Source organism: Ectobacillus sp. JY-23 (genome assembly GCF_023022965.1).
In the GTDB taxonomy this organism is placed as follows: Bacteria; Bacillota; Bacilli; order Bacillales; family Bacillaceae_G; genus Ectobacillus.
Map to the genome: position 1 here is coordinate 2,226,051 of NZ_CP095462.1, position 20,902 is coordinate 2,246,952.

15 protein-coding genes are annotated in these 20,902 nt (G+C 43.6%); 3 read left to right on the plus strand and 12 right to left on the minus strand.

The annotated features are described in order from the left end of the window. Positions 1-7 precede the first annotated feature (7 nt). Genes MUG87_RS11500 through MUG87_RS11545 form a run of 10 tightly spaced genes read right to left on the minus strand, consistent with a single transcriptional unit; the run spans position 8 to position 8,894 of the window. On the minus strand, positions 8-1,471 hold the full coding sequence (locus MUG87_RS11500) for an NADH-quinone oxidoreductase subunit M (RefSeq protein ID WP_247082230.1): 1,464 nt from the start codon (positions 1,469-1,471) through the stop codon (positions 8-10). Further along, positions 1,468-3,291 carry an NADH-quinone oxidoreductase subunit L gene (gene nuoL / locus MUG87_RS11505; protein WP_247087662.1) on the minus strand — a complete coding sequence of 608 codons (1,824 nt, stop codon included), beginning with the start codon at positions 3,289-3,291 and terminating at the stop codon, positions 1,468-1,470. The genes MUG87_RS11500 and nuoL overlap by 4 nt, the downstream gene beginning before the upstream one ends. Before the next feature lie 9 nt (positions 3,292-3,300). Beyond that, a complete protein-coding gene (gene nuoK, locus MUG87_RS11510; RefSeq protein ID WP_247082232.1) occupies positions 3,301-3,615 on the minus strand; it encodes an NADH-quinone oxidoreductase subunit NuoK in 315 nt (104 codons plus the stop codon). Continuing rightward, the gene (locus tag MUG87_RS11515) at positions 3,608-4,117 is read right to left on the minus strand and encodes an NADH-quinone oxidoreductase subunit J (protein ID WP_247082234.1); all 510 of its coding nucleotides are present in this window, start codon (positions 4,115-4,117) and stop codon (positions 3,608-3,610) included. Before MUG87_RS11515 ends, nuoK begins: the two co-directional genes overlap by 8 nt. Then, a complete protein-coding gene (gene nuoI, locus MUG87_RS11520) occupies positions 4,114-4,533 on the minus strand; it encodes an NADH-quinone oxidoreductase subunit NuoI (protein WP_247082236.1) in 420 nt (139 codons plus the stop codon). The genes MUG87_RS11515 and nuoI overlap by 4 nt, the downstream gene beginning before the upstream one ends. A gap of 12 nt (positions 4,534-4,545) precedes the next feature. Next, positions 4,546-5,547, minus strand: a complete 1,002-nt coding sequence (gene nuoH, locus MUG87_RS11525; protein WP_247082240.1) for an NADH-quinone oxidoreductase subunit NuoH — start codon at positions 5,545-5,547, stop codon at positions 4,546-4,548. Further along, positions 5,547-6,647, minus strand: a complete 1,101-nt coding sequence (locus MUG87_RS11530; RefSeq protein ID WP_247082241.1) for an NADH-quinone oxidoreductase subunit D — start codon at positions 6,645-6,647, stop codon at positions 5,547-5,549. Before MUG87_RS11530 ends, nuoH begins: the two co-directional genes overlap by 1 nt. 2 nt (positions 6,648-6,649) lie before the next feature. Then, complete coding sequence (locus MUG87_RS11535; protein WP_247082242.1) at positions 6,650-8,020, minus strand: NADH-quinone oxidoreductase subunit C; 1,371 nt, start codon at positions 8,018-8,020, stop codon at positions 6,650-6,652. Continuing rightward, a complete protein-coding gene (gene nuoB / locus MUG87_RS11540) occupies positions 8,017-8,535 on the minus strand; it encodes an NADH-quinone oxidoreductase subunit NuoB (RefSeq protein ID WP_124564085.1) in 519 nt (172 codons plus the stop codon). Before nuoB ends, MUG87_RS11535 begins: the two co-directional genes overlap by 4 nt. Continuing rightward, a complete protein-coding gene (locus MUG87_RS11545; RefSeq protein ID WP_247082244.1) occupies positions 8,526-8,894 on the minus strand; it encodes an NADH-quinone oxidoreductase subunit A in 369 nt (122 codons plus the stop codon). Before MUG87_RS11545 ends, nuoB begins: the two co-directional genes overlap by 10 nt. A 500-nt stretch (positions 8,895-9,394) precedes the next feature. On the opposite strand from MUG87_RS11545, the gene MUG87_RS11550 reads away from it, so the two are divergent. Further along, positions 9,395-11,821, plus strand: coding sequence for a putative bifunctional diguanylate cyclase/phosphodiesterase (locus tag MUG87_RS11550; RefSeq protein ID WP_247082246.1), 2,427 nt, complete (start codon positions 9,395-9,397; stop codon positions 11,819-11,821). A 105-nt stretch (positions 11,822-11,926) separates the two neighbouring features. On the opposite strand, the gene MUG87_RS11555 is transcribed toward MUG87_RS11550, so the two are convergent. Beyond that, positions 11,927-13,327 (minus strand): amino acid permease, encoded by a 1,401-nt coding sequence (locus MUG87_RS11555; RefSeq protein WP_247082248.1) that lies wholly within the window; start codon positions 13,325-13,327, stop codon positions 11,927-11,929. A 118-nt stretch (positions 13,328-13,445) separates the two neighbouring features. Then, on the minus strand, positions 13,446-14,645 hold the full coding sequence (locus MUG87_RS11560; RefSeq protein ID WP_247082250.1) for an ornithine--oxo-acid transaminase: 1,200 nt from the start codon (positions 14,643-14,645) through the stop codon (positions 13,446-13,448). Positions 14,646-14,813: 168 nt separating this feature from the next. Here MUG87_RS11560 and MUG87_RS11565 point away from each other — a divergent pair, with 168 nt between their 5' ends. Together MUG87_RS11565 and MUG87_RS11570 are read left to right on the plus strand one after the other, a co-directional pair. Then, on the plus strand, positions 14,814-16,151 hold the full coding sequence (locus MUG87_RS11565) for a sigma-54 interaction domain-containing protein (protein ID WP_247082260.1): 1,338 nt from the start codon (positions 14,814-14,816) through the stop codon (positions 16,149-16,151). A gap of 542 nt (positions 16,152-16,693) precedes the next feature. Next, complete coding sequence (locus MUG87_RS11570) at positions 16,694-20,803, plus strand: S8 family serine peptidase (protein ID WP_247082262.1); 4,110 nt, start codon at positions 16,694-16,696, stop codon at positions 20,801-20,803. The last annotated feature ends 99 nt before the right edge of the window (positions 20,804-20,902 follow it).

Here is a 20,902-nt window from a genome sequence, read left to right on the forward strand (position 1 = left end):
ATTGCGACTACCTCCCCACCATTTGCAGTACAGACCCGATCGGCCCGCCAAGTAATTCAGGAACAACACCAATTGCGATAATAAGTACGAGCAAGGCTGCAGCCGGTACAATTTCCAAGCCGCACAAATCACGGCCATTCGGTCCTTCTCCAAATGTAATTGAGAGAACGGCCCGCAGCACATAGGCAGCTGTTACAATGATGCCGAACGCTCCCATTGCCGCAACGACCGGCATGGTTTGAAACAAACCGAGAAATGCTAAAAATTCACTAATAAACCCTGACATGCCTGGCAATCCAAGCGAAGCCATCCCGCCCGCCAGTAAAAATCCGCCAAACAACGGCATGCTTTTTGCGAGACCTCCAAGCTTTGCAAGATCACTTGTACCAAACCGATCTTCCAAAATACCAAGTAAAAAGAACAGCAGCGCAGCAATTAAACCGTGCGATACAACTTGAAATACAGCCCCTTTTATGCCCGCTTCATTCATTGCTGCCAAACCAATTAGTACAATCCCCATATGAGAAATACTAGAATAGGCAAGTACTTTGCGCAGATTTGTTTGGATGAGCGCCAATAATGCGCCGTACCATACATTTACCATACCAATTACAGCGATCCAAAACGATAGGCGCTCAAATTGCTCTGGGAATAGCCCAAGTCCAAAGCGAACTAACCCGTAAGCTCCGATTTTCAGCAATACACCAGCATGCAGCATAACAACTGCCGGTGGTGCTTGTACGTGCACCTGCACCATCCAGCGATGAAGCGGAAAGATAGGCAGCTTGATTCCAAATGCGATAAACAGTGCAATAAACAGCCCCATTTTCAGCTCTTCCGATACATGACCAATCGTTTGTCCGCTTTGTAGCGCCTGCATAATACCTTCATAATTGGTCGTTCCCGTCTTACCAAATAAGATGACAAACACAACTAACAAAATAGCCGAGCCAATGCCATTGTAGATTAAATAACTGTAGGAAGCTTGCTCGCTGCCAAACCGTCCCCACTTCCCAACAAGAAGAAACATCGCCGGCAAGGTAAGTTCAAAAAAGAAGAAAAATAATAGAAGATTCTCAGCGGCAAATACCCCGAGCATGCCAATCTCTAATACAAGTAGCAAGGCATAAAAACCTCTCGCACCTTCTGTAATGTTTCGGCCTGCGAAAGCTGCCAACAGCGCCAATACAGCTGTTAAGAACATCATCATAAAGGAAAAACCGTTTACCCCAAGCTCAAACGCTACTTGAAATAGATTTTGCCCTTCAAAATTGCCAAACTGGAACCAGTTTGTATAAAAGGAAAACGATGAAAATGATGCACCCATTACATATGATTGATACATGACAAGCGCACAAACGAGTGGAAATAGAGTGCCGAGTATTCCTACTAGCATCGAGCGCTTTGTAAACAGCAACGATGCAAGCCCTAAGAGCGGGGAGAATACGAACAGGATCAATATTGCATTCATGAGAAATACCCCCCTACTACAATGACAAGTAAAGCGGCAAGTGTGACAAACACAACTGCACCATAGGTCTGCACCTGGCCACTCTGTAGCCTCGCACCAAGACCTCCGCTTCCGCTGACAATACCGCGTATCCCTTGTGCAATTCCCTCTACCACACGCTCAATTACCTGCATAAGCTTCGCTAGTATGTTGATGAGAGGAAGAACAGTCAAAGCATAAAACTCATCTACATAGTATTTATTTTGCAAAATTATATAAAACATAGAACGTTCCTGCTCTGTACGAGGACCTTTGTACATTACGTAAGCTACTGCAATCCCGCCCAACGAAAGAACCGTAGCCATAATCATAATCCAAGCCGGGCCATGTCCATGCTTTGAAAGCAATACATCACCTTCAAGCCAGTCTCCTAAAAAAGTACCGAACCAAGGCGTATTGAGATAACCTGCAAGTACAGCCAAAGCCCCGAGTACCATCATTGGGAGGGTCATCACGCCCGGTGATTCATGACCAGTGCGCTGCGCTTTTCCTGTAAAAACCAGAAAATATAAACGAAACATATAAAATGCAGTTAATGCGGCTGCCAGCATTCCTAAAGTAAATAATACATAGTTGCCGTTTTGCCACGCCGCAAGCAAAATTTCATCTTTACTGAAGAAGCCTGACAAAAGCGGTACGCCGCTAATTGCCATTGCTCCGATTAAAAAGAGAGTGCCGGTCACTTTCATCTGCCGATATAAGCCACCCATTTTCGTAATATCTTGTGTGTGCACAGCATGGATGACACTTCCAGCTGCTAGAAACAGCAATGCTTTAAAGAATGCATGTGTCGTTAAATGGAAAATAGCAGCAACGTATCCACCCGAACCAAGCGCAAGCATCATATAGCCGAGCTGACTGACGGTCGAAAATGCTAGAATACGTTTAATATCGGTTTGTACCAAGCCGATACTTGCGGCGAAAACAGCGGTAAATCCGCCTGTAATGGCGACTGTCATCATCGCCGCTTCACTTGCCTCGAATAACGGAAACATCGCTGCCACCAAGTACACACCAGCTGCTACCATCGTTGCGGCGTGAATGAGAGCCGACACAGGCGTCGGTCCTTCCATTGCATCAGGAAGCCATGTATGCAGCGGAAATTGACCTGATTTTCCAACTGCGCCGATAAAAATTAAAATGGCAGTTAAGGTAATCATGCTATCTGGCACAGCACCTTCTGACAAAGCTGTAAAAATAGCCTCATATTCGAAGCTACCTGCCTGCCAAAAAAGAAGAATGATCCCAATGAATAAGCCTACATCACCGATACGTGTCATTATAAAAGCTTTTTTCGCAGCGGCGCGCGCTTCTGGCTTAAAGTAGTAAAAGCCGATCAGCAAAAAGGAACCGAGACCGACCAGCTCCCAAAATATGTACAGCTGCAGAAGGTTGGGAGATAACACAAGACCGAGCATCGCAAAGGTAAATAAGCCGAGGTACGCATAAAAGACGGAAATACGCGCATCTCCCTTCATATAACCATTTGCGTATACATGTACCAAAAAGCTGACAAGCGTTACAATCACAAGCATTAAGGCATTTAGCGCCGTTACTTTAAAGCCCATGGTAATGGTTCTTTCTCCGATAACCAGCCACGTCCACTCCTTGTACAGTGTAGGCTCTGTCAATCGCTCCACAAGCACGGCGACTGCCCCCACCAAGGATGCCAACATGAACAATGAGCCGATTAAGCCCGATCGCTCCCGCAAGCGTCCAAACAATAAAATAAGGAAGGATACAAGCGGAAACACCGGTATTAACCATGCATAACTCATCATCATCCCTCCTTATCTCTTCAATGTATTCATTTCATCCACATTTACCGTTCGGCGGTTGCGATACAGCGCGATTAAAATGGCCAGGCCAACCGCTGCTTCTGCTGCCGCTACGGTAATCGTAAACAGCGAAAATACTTGCCCGTTTAAACTTGGAAAGAGACCTAGCTTGCTGAACGCGACTAAATTCAAGTTTGCGGCATTCATCATCAATTCGATACAAATGAGGACAATGACCGCATTACGCTTGGTTAATGCACCATATAAACCGATACAAAACAAGATAATGGCAAGCACGAGGTAACCTGCGACAGGAATATCATTCATGCTCTTTTTCCTCCTTGCCCTTTGCTAGAATGATTGAGCCAACAAGCGCCACCAGCAGCAGCACCGAAGTAATTTCAAATGGAATGATATACTTTGTATACAATAAAACACCAATTTGCTTTGTATTTTCTTCATGAAGCGGCGCCTCTGTCGCTGCGCTAAAATCCACGTGGTTTACGGCATAATACATCACCGCACCAAAGGCAAGTACGCCAATCAAGACAAGCAGTGAACGCCATCCGCTGTTTCCTTCACTTTCTGCATCATGCTTCGTCAGCATAATGCCAAAAATCATCACGATTGTCACTGCACCAGAGTAAATCAAGATTTGTACAACACCGACGAATTCTGCCGATAACATAAAATACAAGCCGGCGATGCTAAGAAATGTAAAGACGAGCGCCAACATCATATGCATCACCTTTGTGAGGTGCAGCATCAGCACACCACCAGCAATCGCGATAACGGAAAGTGCTAAAAAAGCTAAAAATCCGCCGCTCATGCTTTGTTCTCCCTTCTAATGTTCGTATCGTTTTCATCAAGCCATTCCAAATTTTTAAACAAATCATCGCGCGAATATTCCGCGAGCTCAAAGTTATTTGTCATCACAATTGCTTCCGTCGGACAAACCTCAGTACAAAGGTCACATAAAATACAGATCTCAAAGTTGATATCGTACGTCTCAATGATTTTGCCTTTTTTCGTAGGATCAGGGTGCTTTTTACCCGTTAGCTGAATGCAGTCGGTCGGACAAATTTGCGCGCATTGGTTACACACAATGCACTTTTCCGGATAAAACTTTTGGATACCGCGGAATCTGTCCGGAAGCGGTATGGGTTGATTCGGATAATCATATGTTACCTTTTCCTTTGATAAGTTTTGTAGCGTGTATTTAAGTCCCTTCAGCAGTCCTAACATGCTCCATCCCCCTTAGAAGAACAGCTCTTTCAGTAAAGCTGTTACAAAGATGTTTGCCAGCGCTACTGGCAGCAGCACCTTCCACCCGAACTCCATTAAATGATCAGCACGCAAGCGCGGGAACGTGACGCGGAACCAAATCAATATAAACATAACAACCGCAAACTTAAGTGCGAACCAAACAGCTCCCGGAATGAAGGCCAGAAACGGTACCGGCAGCCATCCGCCTAAAAACAGGACTGTAATCAGCGAGGTCATCGCAAAAAAGTACACATATTCTGCCAGCATAAAAAACGCCCAGCGAAACCCAGAGTATTCCGTATGGTAACCAGATACAAGCTCCGATTCCGCCTCAGGTAAATCAAACGGGGTTCGATTCAGCTCCGCAACAGCCGCAATGAAAAAGACTAAAAACGCAACAGGCTGTAAAAAGATATACCAAACCCGCTCCTGTGCATATACGATATCAAGCAGGTTCATGCTTCCTGTCAACAACACAATACCAATCACGCTCATAACGAGCGGAATCTCATAGGAAATCATTTGTGCGGCGGCGCGCATGCCGCCAAGCAGCGAGTACTTATTGTTAGAAGCCCATGCCCCCGTTACAATGCCCACCGTCGTAATCCCAGACACCGCAATATAATATAGAAGCCCGACACCGATATCGGCAAAGCGAAATGCATCTGTAAAAGGAATCACAGCCAAGACAAGGAATGCCGGCGCAAAAGCGATAACCGGACCTAAAATAAACAGCGGTTTATCGGCAGCCTTCGGAATCGTATCTTCTTTAATTAATAGTTTTAATACATCCGCCACCGTCTGTAATAAACCAAAGCGGCCCCCGACCTGGTTTGGTCCAATACGGCCTTGCATAAAGCCCATAACCTTACGCTCTGCTAGAATGCCGTATGTAACAAAGCCGAGCACCATAAACAAAAGCATTGTCGCCAAGCCAAAAAAGATGAAAAAGGTCGTCCAGCCTGGACTCGCCTCTAAGAGCCGCTGTACCATTAGCCATCTACCTCCCCGAGCACGATATCGACGCCGCCTAAAATTGTAATGAGGTTCGCAATGTTTTCTCCTTTTAGAAGCTTAGGAAGAATCTGGAGATTGTAAAAGGACGGACGCCGGAACTTGATGCGATACGGCTCCTTTTTTCCATCGCTTGCAATATAACAGCCAATCTCGCCGCGCGGTGATTCAATGCGGACGAAGGCTTCCCCTTTTGGCGCTTTAATAATCTTTGGTACCTTAGCTAAAAAAGGGCCATCCCCTGGGAATTGCAAAACTGCTTGCTCGATAATCTTTAGTGATTCCTCGATCTCTTGCATACGGCACATGTACCGATCCCAGGCATCCCCCGTCTCCCCGACCGGCACATCGAACGTGAAGCGGTCGTAAATCGAATACGGCTCATCCTTGCGCAAATCCCAATTTACACCCGTGCAGCGGAGATTGGCACCACTTAGAGAATAGGCTAGGGCGTCCTCGGCACTGTAAATGCCCACACCCTTGATACGACTTAAAAAGATTTCATTTCCAGATACAAGCTCATGATAGCCGGCGAGCTGCTCGCGCATATACGGAACAAAGGCGGCCACTTTTTCAATCCAGCCATCTGGGGCGTCCCACTTTACGCCGCCAATGCGCATATAATTGAAGGTGAGGCGTGCGCCGCAGAGTTCGTTTAGTAGATTAATAATCATCTCGCGCTCGCGAAACGCATATAAAAATGGACTGACAGCTCCGATATCCAGCAAATTCGTACCCCACCATACAAGGTGACTCGCCACACGTCCGAGCTCCATCGCAAGCACCCGTAAATATTCAGCGCGTTCTGGTATTTCAAGACCCATCATCGTCTCGACCGCGTGGCAAATCACATAGTTGTTCGTCATCGCCGACAAATAATCCATTCGGTCTGTATATGGAATGATTTGCGTATACTGCAGGTCCTCCGCAAGCTTCTCTGTTCCCCGGTGCAAGTAACCGATAACCGGCGTTGCTTCTTTAATAATCTCACCATCAATCTTAATTACAAGCCTAAATACCCCGTGCGTGCTCGGATGCTGTGGCCCGACGTTAAGCAGCATTTCCTCTGTACGAATCATAGTTACACCTCCCCGTCAAAAGGCTCGTAATCTTTGCGAAGTGGATATCCTATCCAATCATCTGGTAATAGGATGCGCTTCAAGTTGGGATGTCCTTCAAATACGATGCCAAGCAAATCATATGCCTCACGTTCCGGCCAATCCGCTCCCTGCCAAAGCGGAGCCACCGAAGACAACACCGGCTTCTCACGGTCGACCTTCACCTTCACCGCCACCGGCTGCCGGTTGCGATACGAGTATAAATGCACATATACCTCCATATGCGTCACAAAATCCGTACCGTGCAGCTCTGACATATAATCAAACGCCATCTGCTCATTCTTGCGCAAAAACTCCATTACTTCATAATATGCATCCCGCTTCACAACAAGCGTCGGCACGTCCTTTGACAATCTATTAATATAGGCGTCTTCCAAAGCATCTGCACCTACATGCGCTGTAAGAACCGCAACGTACCGATCTAATAGAGGCTGGTTCACGGAAGGTGCGATGACTGCCGTTTCTTCTGCAGCCGAAGCCTTTGCTTTCGCTGCGGCAATTGCTTTTGCTTTCTCGTCCTCTGGCCCCGCTTCCCCTTTCGACGCTAGCTTCGCCTTGGCCGCGGCGGCGGCCTTTGCTTTCGCTGCGGCAATTGCTTTTGCTTTCTCGTCCTCTGACCCCGCTTCCCCTTTCGACGCTAGCTTCGCCTTGGCTGCGACGGCGGCCTTTGCTTTGGCTGCGGCGATTGCTTTTGCTTTCTCGTCCTCTGGCCCCGCTTCCCCTTTCGATGCTAGCTTCGCCTTGGCCGCGGCGGCGGCCTTTGCTTTGGCTGCGGCGATTGCTTTTGCTTTCTCGTCCTCTGACCCCGCTTCCCCTTTCGACGCTAGCTTCGCTTTGGCTGCCGCGGCAGCTTTTGCCTTCGCTAAAGCAATTGCCTTTTGCTTTTCGGCCTCAGAAGAACCCTGTGGTTCGGTCGAATCCGTTTGGACCGCTTCCTTTTGCTGCATACGCGCAAGCGCAGCAGCCTTTGCCTTTGCCGCTGCTTCTTTTTTCGCTCGTGTCAGCTCGTCCTCTGTCAATTTCTTACCCTCTTCTTCAGATTTTGACAGCGCTTTCTCTTTTTCTTGCGTTTCTGCTGTTTCTTTCGCTTTTCTCTCTTCTCGTTTTCGTAGCGCTTCCTCCTTTGCCTTGGCTGCTGCCTCTTTTTTCGCTCGTATCAGCTCATCCTCTGTCGATTCCTTACTCTTTTCTTCAGGTTTTGACAGCGCTTTCTCTTTTTCTTGCGTTTCTGCCGATTCTTTCGCTTTTCTCTCTTCTCGTTTTCGCAGCGCCTCTTCCTTTGCCTTAGCTGCTGCCTCTTTTTTCAGCTCCTCCAAACTTTTCCCTTCGCTCACCGGTTGGTCACCTGCTTTCCGGTTTTGGCTTCATAGCGAATTTTTTCCTTTAATTTATTGATTCCATAAATTAAAGCAGCTGGATTGGGAGGACATCCGGGAATATACACATCAACGGGTACAATTTGATCGACTCCTTTCACAACTGCGTATGACTTTATGTAAGGTCCTCCGGCAGTCGCACACGATCCCATAGCAATTACCCATTTTGGTTCCGGCATTTGATCATATAATCTTCTTACGATAGGTGCCATTTTTTTCGTCACTGTTCCTGACACAATCATCACGTCAGACTGGCGCGGCGATGTACGGAAGAAGGAACCAAATCGATCTAAATCGTAATGGGAAGAACCTACACCCATCATTTCAATTGCACAACAGGCAAGACCAAATGTCATCGGCCAAAGCGAATTGCTTCTCGCCCATCCTTTTAACTGCTCAAGCGTTGTAAAGAAAATGTTGCGCTCTAGCTCAGCGCGCTCATCAGGGTGCATTTGCTCAAAATTTATAACCATTTCAACACCTTCTTTTTCCAAGCATATAAAAGCCCAATTAATAACATGATGACAAAGATTAGCATTTCAATGAGAGCGAATAAGCCAAGTTCCTCGTAAGCTACCGCCCATGGATATAAAAATACAGTTTCTACATCAAAAATAACAAACAATAACGCAAACACATAATAGCGTGCATGAAAGCGAATATTGGCCTCATGAAAAGGCTCAATGCCACTTTCATAGGTGGTCTGCTTGGCAATGCTCGGTCGGTTTGGCCGTAGCAGCTTGCCTGCTGTTAGTGCTACAATTGGCAATAAAATGCCAAGCAGCAAAAATACAATTACAATTGCATAGCTATTTTGATACACATTGAACATGAAATTCCCCCCGTGCTATCATTGTTCCATACAATCATATGAGCCTACTTTATTTTTTATCATTTTTTCATGATTTAAAAAGTAGGTTTACAGAAATTATACCAAATTTTTCATAGCCATGGTGTTATATCGAGTGTACAATTCTGAATTTTTAAAACTATTATATTTCACTAGAAAATCCCATGTCGGTAAGATATGCTGAATACGGAATATATACTTGTAGTTCTTATTGTTGAGGTGTTCTAATGACTGTACAGGAAAACAAATACTTATCTTTGCTTACCCTTTTTTCCTTGATATACCTTATCTTTCACTATATATGGTTTTTTTTATTTAAAAATGATATATTCATTCAGAATATTGGCATCAACACCTCTTGCTTACTTATTGATGCTATTGCTGTATATTTTTTATTTTACACCTTTCGAAAACAGCCTAAAGAAAATAGGTCATTCTGGTTTCTTCTATTGCTTGGTTGTGTAGGGTTTTTACTCGGTGACATGTTATGGTTTTTCGAAGATACTTTCGGTTATTCTTTATTCCCTTATGTGCAAGCGTCTAATATTTTATTTTTATTGCTTCCGATTTACTATTTAATCGCCTTCTCTTATAAGATTACGTACACGTATTCACTACTGCAAAAGCTCTTTATCTTTTGTGACATTAGCACGACTTTTATTGCTGCAGTAACACTGGAATACTACTTTATTATCCAACACTTTTGGAATAGTTCTAGTTTTTCATCTGTAACGAAACTAATAGAAATCATATATCCATTTGCTAATCTGTTGCTTTTACTCGTATGCATTAGCTTATATTTTCAACCACTCGCATTTTCGTCTAAGCAGGTTTTGTATTTACTTCTTCTCTCAACTTTTTTATATGTTGCGGTTGATTCTCTTTATAGTATTTTATATTTCTCACACAATAAATTTTCTATAGAATTAATAAATCCTCTTTATCAAATTTCGATGATTATGACTGCAGCGGCGGGCCTTTTAGATACCGGAGAATCAAGATATGCAGGAGAGAAGGCCGGGGATGTACAATCTTGGTTATCTTATCTCGCTTTGGTGTGTTTAGGCGGGTTTGTCATCTTGACGCAGACACATTCTTATCCTGTTATGGTAGCAATTTGTGTAACCTTTTGTTTTGTATTGTTTCGCCAAACCTTGATACGAATACAAAATAAACGGCTGCTGATACAACTGCAGCAAATGAATGGAGAGCTCGGCACTAGAATTGAAGAACGCACACGAGATTTGTTACTGCAGCAGGCAGCTCTTTTGCAAAGTGAACAAAAATTTAAGTCTTTATTCGAATTTCACCCGGATCCCATTTTTACGATTAATCTGCAAGGGCGATTTCAACAGGTAAACAGGGCGGGGACTGTTTTGCTTGGGTATAAGGTATCTGAAATTCTTGGGCATAGTTACAAGGAATTTATTTATCAAAAGGATGTGCGGCGTCTCTTGGTATCCTACCGATACGTTCTACAAGGGCAGGCCACATCTCTTGAAGTACGCGGTCTTCATAAAAATGGCATGATTTACGATTTGGCTTTGACTGCCGTTCCCATTGTGGATGATCAAAAGGTTCTTGGTATTTATGTCATGGTAAAAGATATTACGGAAAGCAAGCAGCAGCAAAAGCAAATCAACTTTCTTGCCTTCCACGACACCTTAACTGGCCTTTCCAATCGCAGTACATTTCACAATGATTTGCAAACCATGATTCATGCAGCCAAAGAATCTGGAACAACATTTTCGGTGTTATTCATCGATTTAGATGGCTTTAAAGTCATTAATGATACGCTAGGACACTCTATTGGAGATTTGGTGCTTGTAGAGACAGCAGAACGGTTAAAGCGTTGCCTTCCTCCTTACGCAAGGCTGGCGCGTTTAGGTGGAGATGAGTTTACCATTTTAATACGCGATGCTGATGAAAGCATCTCTGATATTTTAAAAGAATTGCAGGAGCCCTTCCTAATTGAAGGACATACCTTGTATGTGACACCGAGCATTGGCATTGCCGTATATCCCTATGCAGGAGAAGATGCAGAATCTTTATTAAAACACGCCGATTTAGCTATGTATCACAGCAAAAACAACGGAAAAAACAACTACTCTATTTACACTGACGAGATGAGTTGCAAAATGCGAAGACGATTACGACTAGAAAAGGATTTGTATCAAGCACTGCAGCATAACCAATTATTCCTTGTGTATCAACCCCAGATGGATACCAATCGCCGCACCGTTATCGGGATGGAAGCTTTGGTGCGCTGGCGGCATCCGGTTCTAGGACTCATTCCACCTAACGAGTTTATTCCCATAGCGGAGGATACAAACCTGATTGTCACAATAGGAGAATGGATTTTGCAGGAGGCGTGTAGACAAATGAAGACATGGTCTGAAATGGGATATGTGCTGAAAGTAGGGGTAAACCTGTCAACAAAGCAATTTAATCATGACAATTTTTTAGAAATGGTTACGTCTACCCTATCCAAAACCGGTCTCCGCCCAGACCTTCTTGATGTAGAGCTAACGGAACGAATTGCCATGGATAATGAAGAAAAAACTCTCAATAAACTAAAGCATCTGAAAGAGCTTGGTATTCATGTTTCAATTGATGATTTTGGTACCGGCTATTCATCACTAGCCTATCTGCCGCTTTACCCGCTAGACCGTTTAAAGATTGCGAAAGAATTTATTCATATGGCAGATAACAGCGACGAAGGCAAAGCTATCATTACCGCCATCCTCTCGCTTGCGAGTACACTGGGCATTTGCGTGATTGCGGAAGGTGTGGAAACACACGAGCAAATGGTATTTTTACAAAAACATAATTGCTACCAGGTGCAGGGCTACTATTTTAGTCGACCTCTCTCTGTCGAAGATGCAACTGCCTTTCTTGGTGCTATTTGAGGCATAGTTTCCAAACAAATTCGCAAAGTTGCCAGATTTTCCTTAAAGGTTGCTAAATCCACGACCGCAACAGAAAAAGGCACGGAGATCCGTGCCTTTTTCGCGTTATGCGCCTTTTTTTACAGGTACGTTTTCTTTCATTTTATGCTTTGCGACAAAACGGTAGTACAGCGCGCATGCAATCAAGAAAGGAATCCCGCAATACAGTGCCATGCGTTGATCTGGAATAAATGCAAGGCTTACCATTACAATGGTGTTCATAGATAAAGCTAATAAAGGAACGAACGGATATAAAGGCGTTTTGAATTTCAAATCTTTTACGTTGCCTCCGTTCTTTACAAACGCTCTTCTTGCAAGCAGGTTGGAAAGCGCAATGGAAGCCCAAACGAACACAGCACCAAAGCCAGCAATGGATAGAAGCCATAAATATACGGTATCTTCAGCGAAAACACCGCAAAGCAGTGATAAACAGCCAATTGTCATACTAGCAATCAATGAATTGATTGGAACGCCTTTTTTAGAAAGCTTGCTGAAGGTTGGGCTCACCATACCTTGCGAAGACATAGACCAAAGTACACGAGATGTCGCGTATAATCCGGAATTGGCAACCGATAATACCGCTGTGATAATAACGAAGTTCATAATATCAGCTGCATATGGGATACCAATGCTGTCAAAGACAACAACGAATGGACTTTCTACCAAGCCCGCTTTTTCCCACGGAAATAATCCTGCCAATACGAACACAGAAAGAATGAAAAAGATAAGAATGCGCCATGCTGTGTTATTGATTGCTCTTGGAATTGTTTTTTCAGGATTATCGCTTTCCCCCGCTGCAATACCGACGAGCTCTGTTCCTTGGAAGGAGAAGTTCACCCCGATCATTGTTACTAAAATTGCCAGCACACCGTTCGGGAATAAACCGCCATGGTCTGTAAAGTTACTGAAAAATGGCGCTGGTTCATTTTTCATATCTAAGAACCCAAACATAGCGGCGCCGCCTAGGATGATGAATGCTAGCACAGCGATAATTTTAATGCTGGAAAACCAAAACTCCACTTCCGCAAAGCTTTTTGTAGACAATGCATTGATCGCAAACAGCATAACTGCGAATACTACACACCAAATCCATGAAGGAACATCCGGAAACCAGCGCTTCATTAAAATACTGACTGTAATCAGTTCAAGACCAACTGTCACCGACCAGTTTAGCCACGACATCCATCCTACAACATATCCCGCTCCCGGTGAGATGTGTTGCGTAGCATACGTTTGATAGGAACCCGCATGCGGATTTGCAACAGCCAATTCCCCTAGACAAAGCATCGTCAAATACATCACAAATCCGCCAATTAGATATGCGAGAAGGGCGCCGCCCGGCCCGGCTTGATTGATCGTATAACCGGAGCTCAAAAACAAACCGGTACCGATGACGCCTCCTAGGGCAATCATAAAAATATGACGGCTTTTTAGTTCACGCTTTAACCCATTATCTTGCTGTAACATAAAAATCCCCCTTTGTTGCATCCTCTAGTAAATGTAAGCGTTTACTATTTTGTTTTTAAAATTCTGATATTTATAGAAAAAAGGAAAGCTGCGCGGTTCCCCCCGCAGCCCTTCACTTTTACGCTAATACTTTTTGGATTTTCTCGATTGCCCAGTTTAAATCTTCTTCAGAAATGATTAATGGCGGTGCAAAGCGAATTGTTGTTTCATGCGTTTCTTTGCATAGTAACCCCTCTGCTTTTAATTGTTCACAGTATGGACGTGCTGGACGATCAAGCTCCACACCGATAAATAAGCCGCGACCACGCACTTCTTTAATCATTGGGTTGTTAATTTCTTTTAACTTCTCCATAAAATATGCACCAAGCTCCATAGAACGGTCCGCCAGCTTCTCTTCCTCCAATACTTCTAAAGCCGCGATAGAAACCGCACAAGCAAGGGGATTTCCGCCGAATGTGGAGCCGTGGGAACCCGGGTTAAACACACCAAGAACATCGCGGTTCGCTGCTACACAGGAGATTGGGAATACGCCGCCGCCAAGCGCTTTACCAAGAATGTACATATCAGGTGTAACACCTTCCCAGTCACAAGCAAACATTTTTCCTGTACGGGCTAGGCCTGTTTGAATTTCATCCGCAATCAATAAAACATTTTGCTCTTTACATAGCTGTTGAGCCGCTTTTAAGAAGCCTTCTGTTGGCATTACGATACCCGCTTCCCCTTGAATAGGCTCTAATAGGAACGCCGCTGTATTTGGTGTAATTGCCGCCTTCAATGCTTCCAAATCTCCGTAAGGAATCAGCTTGATGCCTGGCAAGAACGGACCGAAGCCGCGCTGATATTCCGCTTCAGAGGATAATGACACTGCCGTCATCGTACGACCATGGAAGTTGCCTTCGCATGCGATAATTTCCGCTTGGTTTTCCGCCACACCTTTCACATCATACGCCCAGCGTCTTGCAGCCTTTACAGCCGTTTCAACCGCTTCTGCACCTGTGTTCATCGGCAATACCATTTCTTTTTTCGTTAGCTTAGCTACTTTTTCATAAAAAGGCGCTAGCTGATCATTATGAAACGCGCGGGATGTTAACGTAACCTTGTCTGCTTGCTCTTTTAAAGCAGCAATAATTTTAGGATGTCTATGACCTTGGTTTACCGCGGAATATGCGCTCAGCATGTCCATATATTTATTGCCTTCTGGATCGTATACCCAAGCACCTTCTGCTTTCGCAATTACGACTGGCAGTGGATGATAGTTATTTGCACCATACTGATTTGTTTGTTCAATAATATGCTCTGTACGAGATGTTGTCGTCATCTTTAAAGCCCCCTTATTTGTAGTCTCCACACGTTACAATGCAAAATGTATGCCAACTATGTAATTCAATCTACATATACGAAAAACCTTCAAAATTTGCGCAAAAACGCAAAATTATTTTGCACCCACCGCAAAATAATCATACAATAAAGGCAGAATATTTTGCACATGGAGGGTCACAGCTTGGACGTAAAAACATTTTATGAATACCTTCTAAATGAACTTGATATTGGCATTCATGCAGTAAATGAAGATGGTAAAACCATTATCTATAATCAAAAGATGATGGAGATTGAATCAATGGACAAGCATGAGGTGCTGAATAAAAGCCCGCTTGAGGTATTTGCTTTTAAAGACAATCAAAGCAGTACGCTGATGGATGCACTTAGAGGAAAGCCAAGACGCAATATTACCCAGACTTATTTCAACAATCGCGGTAAGGAGATTACAACGATTAACGATACTGTTCCTATCATCTATAACGGTAAAATTAAAGGAGCCGTTGAGATTGTAAAAGATATTACCAAGCTAAGACGAACGATTGAAAAAACAGATCTAGAACGCAAAACGAAGTTTACCTTCGATCGGATGCTCGGGCGGTCCCCTGCCTTTTTAGCAGTGGTGCAAGAAGCAAGGCGGGCATCGCGGACCTCCTCCTCTGTACTTCTTATCGGAGAGACTGGGACGGGGAAAGAAGTGTTCGCCAAAAGCATTCATAATGAAAGCTCCCGTGCGGCGAAGCCCTTTATTTCTCAAAACTGCGCAGCGATCCCCGAGTCGCTGATGGAAAGCACTTTGTTTGGTACAGCAAAGGGGGCTTTCACAGGGGCGATTGATAAGCCTGGTCTGTTTGAAGAAGCAAACGGCGGCACCCTTCTTCTTGATGAGATTAACTCCTTAAGTCCTCACCTGCAGGCAAAATTGCTTCGAGTGATTCAAGAGCGAACCGTTCGCAGAGTCGGGGGATCGCAGGAGAAAGAAATCGACGTCAGACTCATTGCTACGATGAATGAAGATCCGATCGAAGCTATTACACATAACCGCATGCGTAAGGACCTGTACTACCGTCTCAGTGTCGTTACCTTATTTCTTCCTCCTCTACGAGAGCGCACTGAGGATATCGAGCTCCTGACGCAAGGCTTTATTCAAAAATATAATGCATTATTTAATATGGAGGTCACAGGCATTGATGAGCATGTAAAAGAATATTTTCTCCATCATGATTGGCCGGGAAATGTTCGTGAGCTCGAACATATGATTGAAGGCGCCATGAACCTGGTTGAAGAAGATATCATCCAGCTTTCACACTTACCTGGCCGTATTACCAAACGGCATGCACCTGAAATGCCAAAACAAACACCATTAAAGAAAAAAATTGATGAAGCAGAGCAAATTTATATTAAACAACTGCTGCAGGAGAATGGCGGGAATATCTCTAAAACTGCAAGGATGCTAGGATTAAGCAGGCAAAGTCTGCAGTATAGGCTAAAGAAATACAATATCTAAAGGGGACTTACATATGGGAGAAATTATCGTTCATCATTAACCCTGCCTAACAGCTCAGTCTTACAATTGAGCAAGGAACTGAAATGGAACAGGAAGGTTTTGTTTATATACAAGTTCTGCAGCAAGAAGAAAATATGAAAGTTGAAATGTCTGGTACCGGTATACATGTGCAGGATTTACACATACAGTTTGACAAGTAGAAAAAGAAAATAGATTTTTACGCAAAGCATCCAACGTCGGATGCTTTTTTATTTTGTGACTGTGTTCAAGCCTCATGTTGATAATTGGCACTTGTTGATTGGATTCAAAGCAGGAGGCCCCGCAGGCGCATAGTGCTAAAGAGGCTCCCTGACCGCCTGCGGAAAGCGAAGCCCCATAACGGAAATCAACAACGATCTTTAACAGAGCGTATTTTATAAATGCAAACAAATGACATATATAAGGAAAAATGCAAAAAATTCCCCCGATTCAAACATTGCCAGTTTTCTTGTAGAATGAATTGAAAGAGAATTTTGTCAGTTAAGGGGAGAGGATGAGGGATTATGTTGAAAAAAGGAAAGAGAAAAGCCAGGTATTTGATGTCTTTAGCTGTTAGCTCAGTGCTTTTACTAGGAGCAATTCCAGTAAAACCACATGCTGCATATGCGCAAGCTTCCACAGAAAGTCTGTTGGCGAATTTGACACCAGAGCAACGGAATGCCCTGCAAAATCTGGAGAGACACGAGCTGAAGACGGGCTTACGTTTATCACAGGAGGTAGATGTAACAAGCACGGAAGAAGTATCAGTTATTGTAGAATTTAAAGAACTTCCTGCCAAAGTTGCACAAACAGCACAAGCGGCTAAGGGTGAAAAACTATCTCTGCAAGCAGCCGCCGACAATGTAGAGCAATCTCATGTACAATTTAAAAAGCACCTTCAAGAGAAAATAGGTAAAAATGAAAAATCAGGTAAGGATGATTACCAGATCCAACACACCTATAAATATGCTTTAAACGGCGTAGCATTATCACTTCCTGCCAATCAAATTGAGAAGCTATTGCAATCCGATGTCGTGAAAGCTGTTTATAGCAACAAACAAGTACATATTACTCCTCCTATCCAAATAGACGGAGAAGCAAATGAAACAAAGGTCGATAGCATTTCCTTTTTAAAAATTGATCAGTTACACAAAGAAGGCTTTACGGGAAAGGGCATTAAAATTGGTGTCCTTGATACAGGAATCGATTATCACCATCCCGATTTAAAAGACGCTTATAAGGGCGGCTATGATTTTGTAGATAGTGATAGCAATCCAATGGAAGCAACATATGATGATTGGAAGAAATCTGGTAAGCAAGAAACAATGAATGGCAGTACGTATTACACTTCTCATGGCACACATGTTTCAGGAACAATCGCCGGGCGTGCTAAGAATACTTCCGACCACAAGGTTCTCGGGATTGCACCGGATTCCGAGCTCTATATGTATCGTGTCTTGGGACCCTATGGAAGTGGTGCTACCGCGAATATTATTGCAGCTATCGATAAAACCATTACTGACGGAATGGACATCATTAACCTTTCCTTAGGTTCCTTTCAAAATGACCCATTAAGCCCAGCAAGTTTAGCGATTGATAATGCAGTACTAAGCGGTATAACCGCTGTAGTAGCAGCTGGTAATGAGGGTGACATGGGTATGTATACACTAGGGTCTCCAGGGGCGGCAGCTTTAGCTCTAACAGTTGGTGCCAGCTCAGCTTCTATTCAGGTAACCACATTTGAAAGTCGATTCGAAGCAAATGGTACGCAGATTGAGGACACATTGCAGTTAATGACCAAAAAGTGGACCGATGATTTTCGTAACCTGTCCGGAAAAATCTTTGAGATGGTGAATGTGGGGCTAGGCGGTGCACAGGATTATATAGGAAAAGACGTAAAGGGCAAAATTGCTTTTGCAGCTCGAGGTACGTATGCACTTGCTGAAAAAATGTATTACGCACAACAAAACGGAGCAGCAGGTATTATCATTTATAACAGCAATCCAACCGAAGGCCATATACCGCACTATCTGGGGGAAAGCAATAGCAATATTCCCGTGTTTTCGCTATCAAACAAAGCAGGAGTAGCGGTTCATGCGCTATTTACCAACGGTGGTACACCAACCATCTCACTGGGAACGACCGGCACAGCAAATTTACCAGGAGATGAATTAGCAAGCTTTAGCTCAAAGGGGCCTTCTGGTACATTATACGATATCAAGCCTGAAGTGACGGCACCAGGGGTAACCGTATTATCGACCGTACCTTCTTATATCAACAGCAAAAACAATACGTCTGATTATTCCTCCGCTTATCTCAGAATGTCAGGTACGTCCATGGCCTCTCCTCATGTGGCGAGCATAGCAGCATTGCTTCTGCAGGCACATCCAGAATACACACCAGCAGATATTAAGACGGCATTGATGAATACTGCTGATCCCTTAAAAGGTACATACAGCGTGTTTGAAACGGGAGCAGGCAGAGTCGACCCTTATGAAGCCATTCACGCCGACACAGAGATAGCTGTTCTTGATAAAACACCGTATATGCAAAATGGAGAACAAACCCTGATAGAAGAAGAAACAGGGGGACTTAGCTACGGCTTTATTCCGGTAGGCGATGCACCGGCATTTACAGATAAAAAGACAGTATCTATTACCAATAATGGTGATAAAACAACCAAGTATGAACTCTCTGTTGTTTACAATATTGGCGTGCAGGGCTCCTTGGATCCAAAGAAAAACGGTGTTATCGTCAAACTATCGGATACCTCCATCGTTGTACAAAAACATAGAAAAAAAGAGTTAGGAGCTTACATTCTGGTTCCAAAAACAGCCAAGAGAGGAACATACGAAGGCTACATTCATATCGTGAATAAGCATAATCCAGAAGAGGCGTATCAAATTCCATTTGGCATGCGTGTTGTTGATGAAGGATTGGACTATTTTAAAGTACACACTCCTTCCTTTTCAACAAATCGTATACGCAATCCGTACAGTGTGAAAGCAACAGATTTAGATTTTAAATTCAATTCATCTATGCAAACACTAGATTTTATTTTAGTAGATGCCAAATCAAATAAAGACCTTGGATTGATTACATCTATCTATACAGCAGGTGCGGCAATTGATTTTGATTATTATTTGTCAGGTGCCTTTTCCGGTAGATATTATCCGTTTACCGGCAATGCAAAAAAGCCAGTTGGATATACATCTGTGCTAGCACCGGATGGGGTTTATAAAATTAAAGCAGTTGGCACCAATTTAAGCGGTAAGCAGTTTATCTATACAGATTATGTATATTTAGATAACAGCGCCCCTGCATTAACATTAGACCAAACAAATGCCATGCCTAAGGGTGAGCTTCCTTTTGTAGAGCTAGCCCCAGGACAATCAACCGTTACCTTGTCTGGTACTGTGATAGACAATGAAGTAGGTGAAATGAATACGTTTGGCATTAACGTGACACAAGGGAATAACAAGGTATATTACGGAACATACGGACCGAATTATAGCATTACCACGGATCAAAACGGCCGGTTTACTAAAGAAATTGTAGTCGCAGGTCCTGGAACTGTTCAGGCCATCCAAATGACGAGTGGCGACCGTGCAGGCAATTCACTACCTCCACAAACCATTTACTATATTAAAGCGGGTACACAGTATTTCTATGCCAAGCCAAATCAAAAAGCGATTACTATGGGAGATAAAGTTACGTATACGTTCTATAGCCATGGCCTGCAGAATGCGAAAGAGTTCTCATTTACCTTAGATTATGTAGCAAAGTATTTTGATTCCGTAGAATTCCGTAAGCATGCCTCCTTGCCGGAAAATACAGAATTCAAAGTAACTACAAAAGGAACGACCAGCTTGAGTAACACAGTTAATATGAAGGTGACAGGCGATGCCTTGAACGGCGATGTTCCACTCTTTGATATTATTGCAGACACAAAAGCGGAAGAGTTTATCCCCGTTTTGTCTCAACTGTTCAATGCATACAATGTTTATTATAAAGATGTGAATGGTACTACAGTAAGACCTTATACACAAGTAGGCTTATTGCCTATATACACACCTTATTCTAAGATACAAGCCCAGCTCGGAGCAGAAGGACTCTACAAGGAGGACGGCAGCTACAACTATACAATGGATTACACAGCCATTGGCGCAACTGTAAAGGCACAAGATGCGAAAGGTAACATATACAATGCGGACATCCAAAAAAATGGACAGATATATATCAATCAGCTACCAGCCGCGGAGCAAGTATATACAGTAATGATTGATGTGCCTGGACACTTCGCTACGTATGCGCCGCTTGAAATTGGCCGAAAAGAAGCCGGGTACTATGCTGGGGAAAGCATTTTCTATTACACCATCAAATCAAAGGCCGGTGATGTTAATAAAGATAATGTTATTGATATTCATGACGCCATTTTAATGAAAACACATTGGGAAACAAGCAACCGTAATACAGACATCAATTTTGATGGGAAAACTGATGCAAAAGACTTTAAGTTGATGGAGCTCAATTACTTAAAACAAAATGATTATGTAGTAAACACACCAGAGCCGCAACAATCTTATCAGGGAGAAACCATCACCAGCATTAAATCCATATTAGGTATAAACTAAGGCTGTTTTCGCAAACTTTGTTGCGATGTAACAAGTAGTGGGGAATGGTTGATTTCCGCTCCAGCCTGAAACAAGGAAACCTATCTAAAAACAACAATC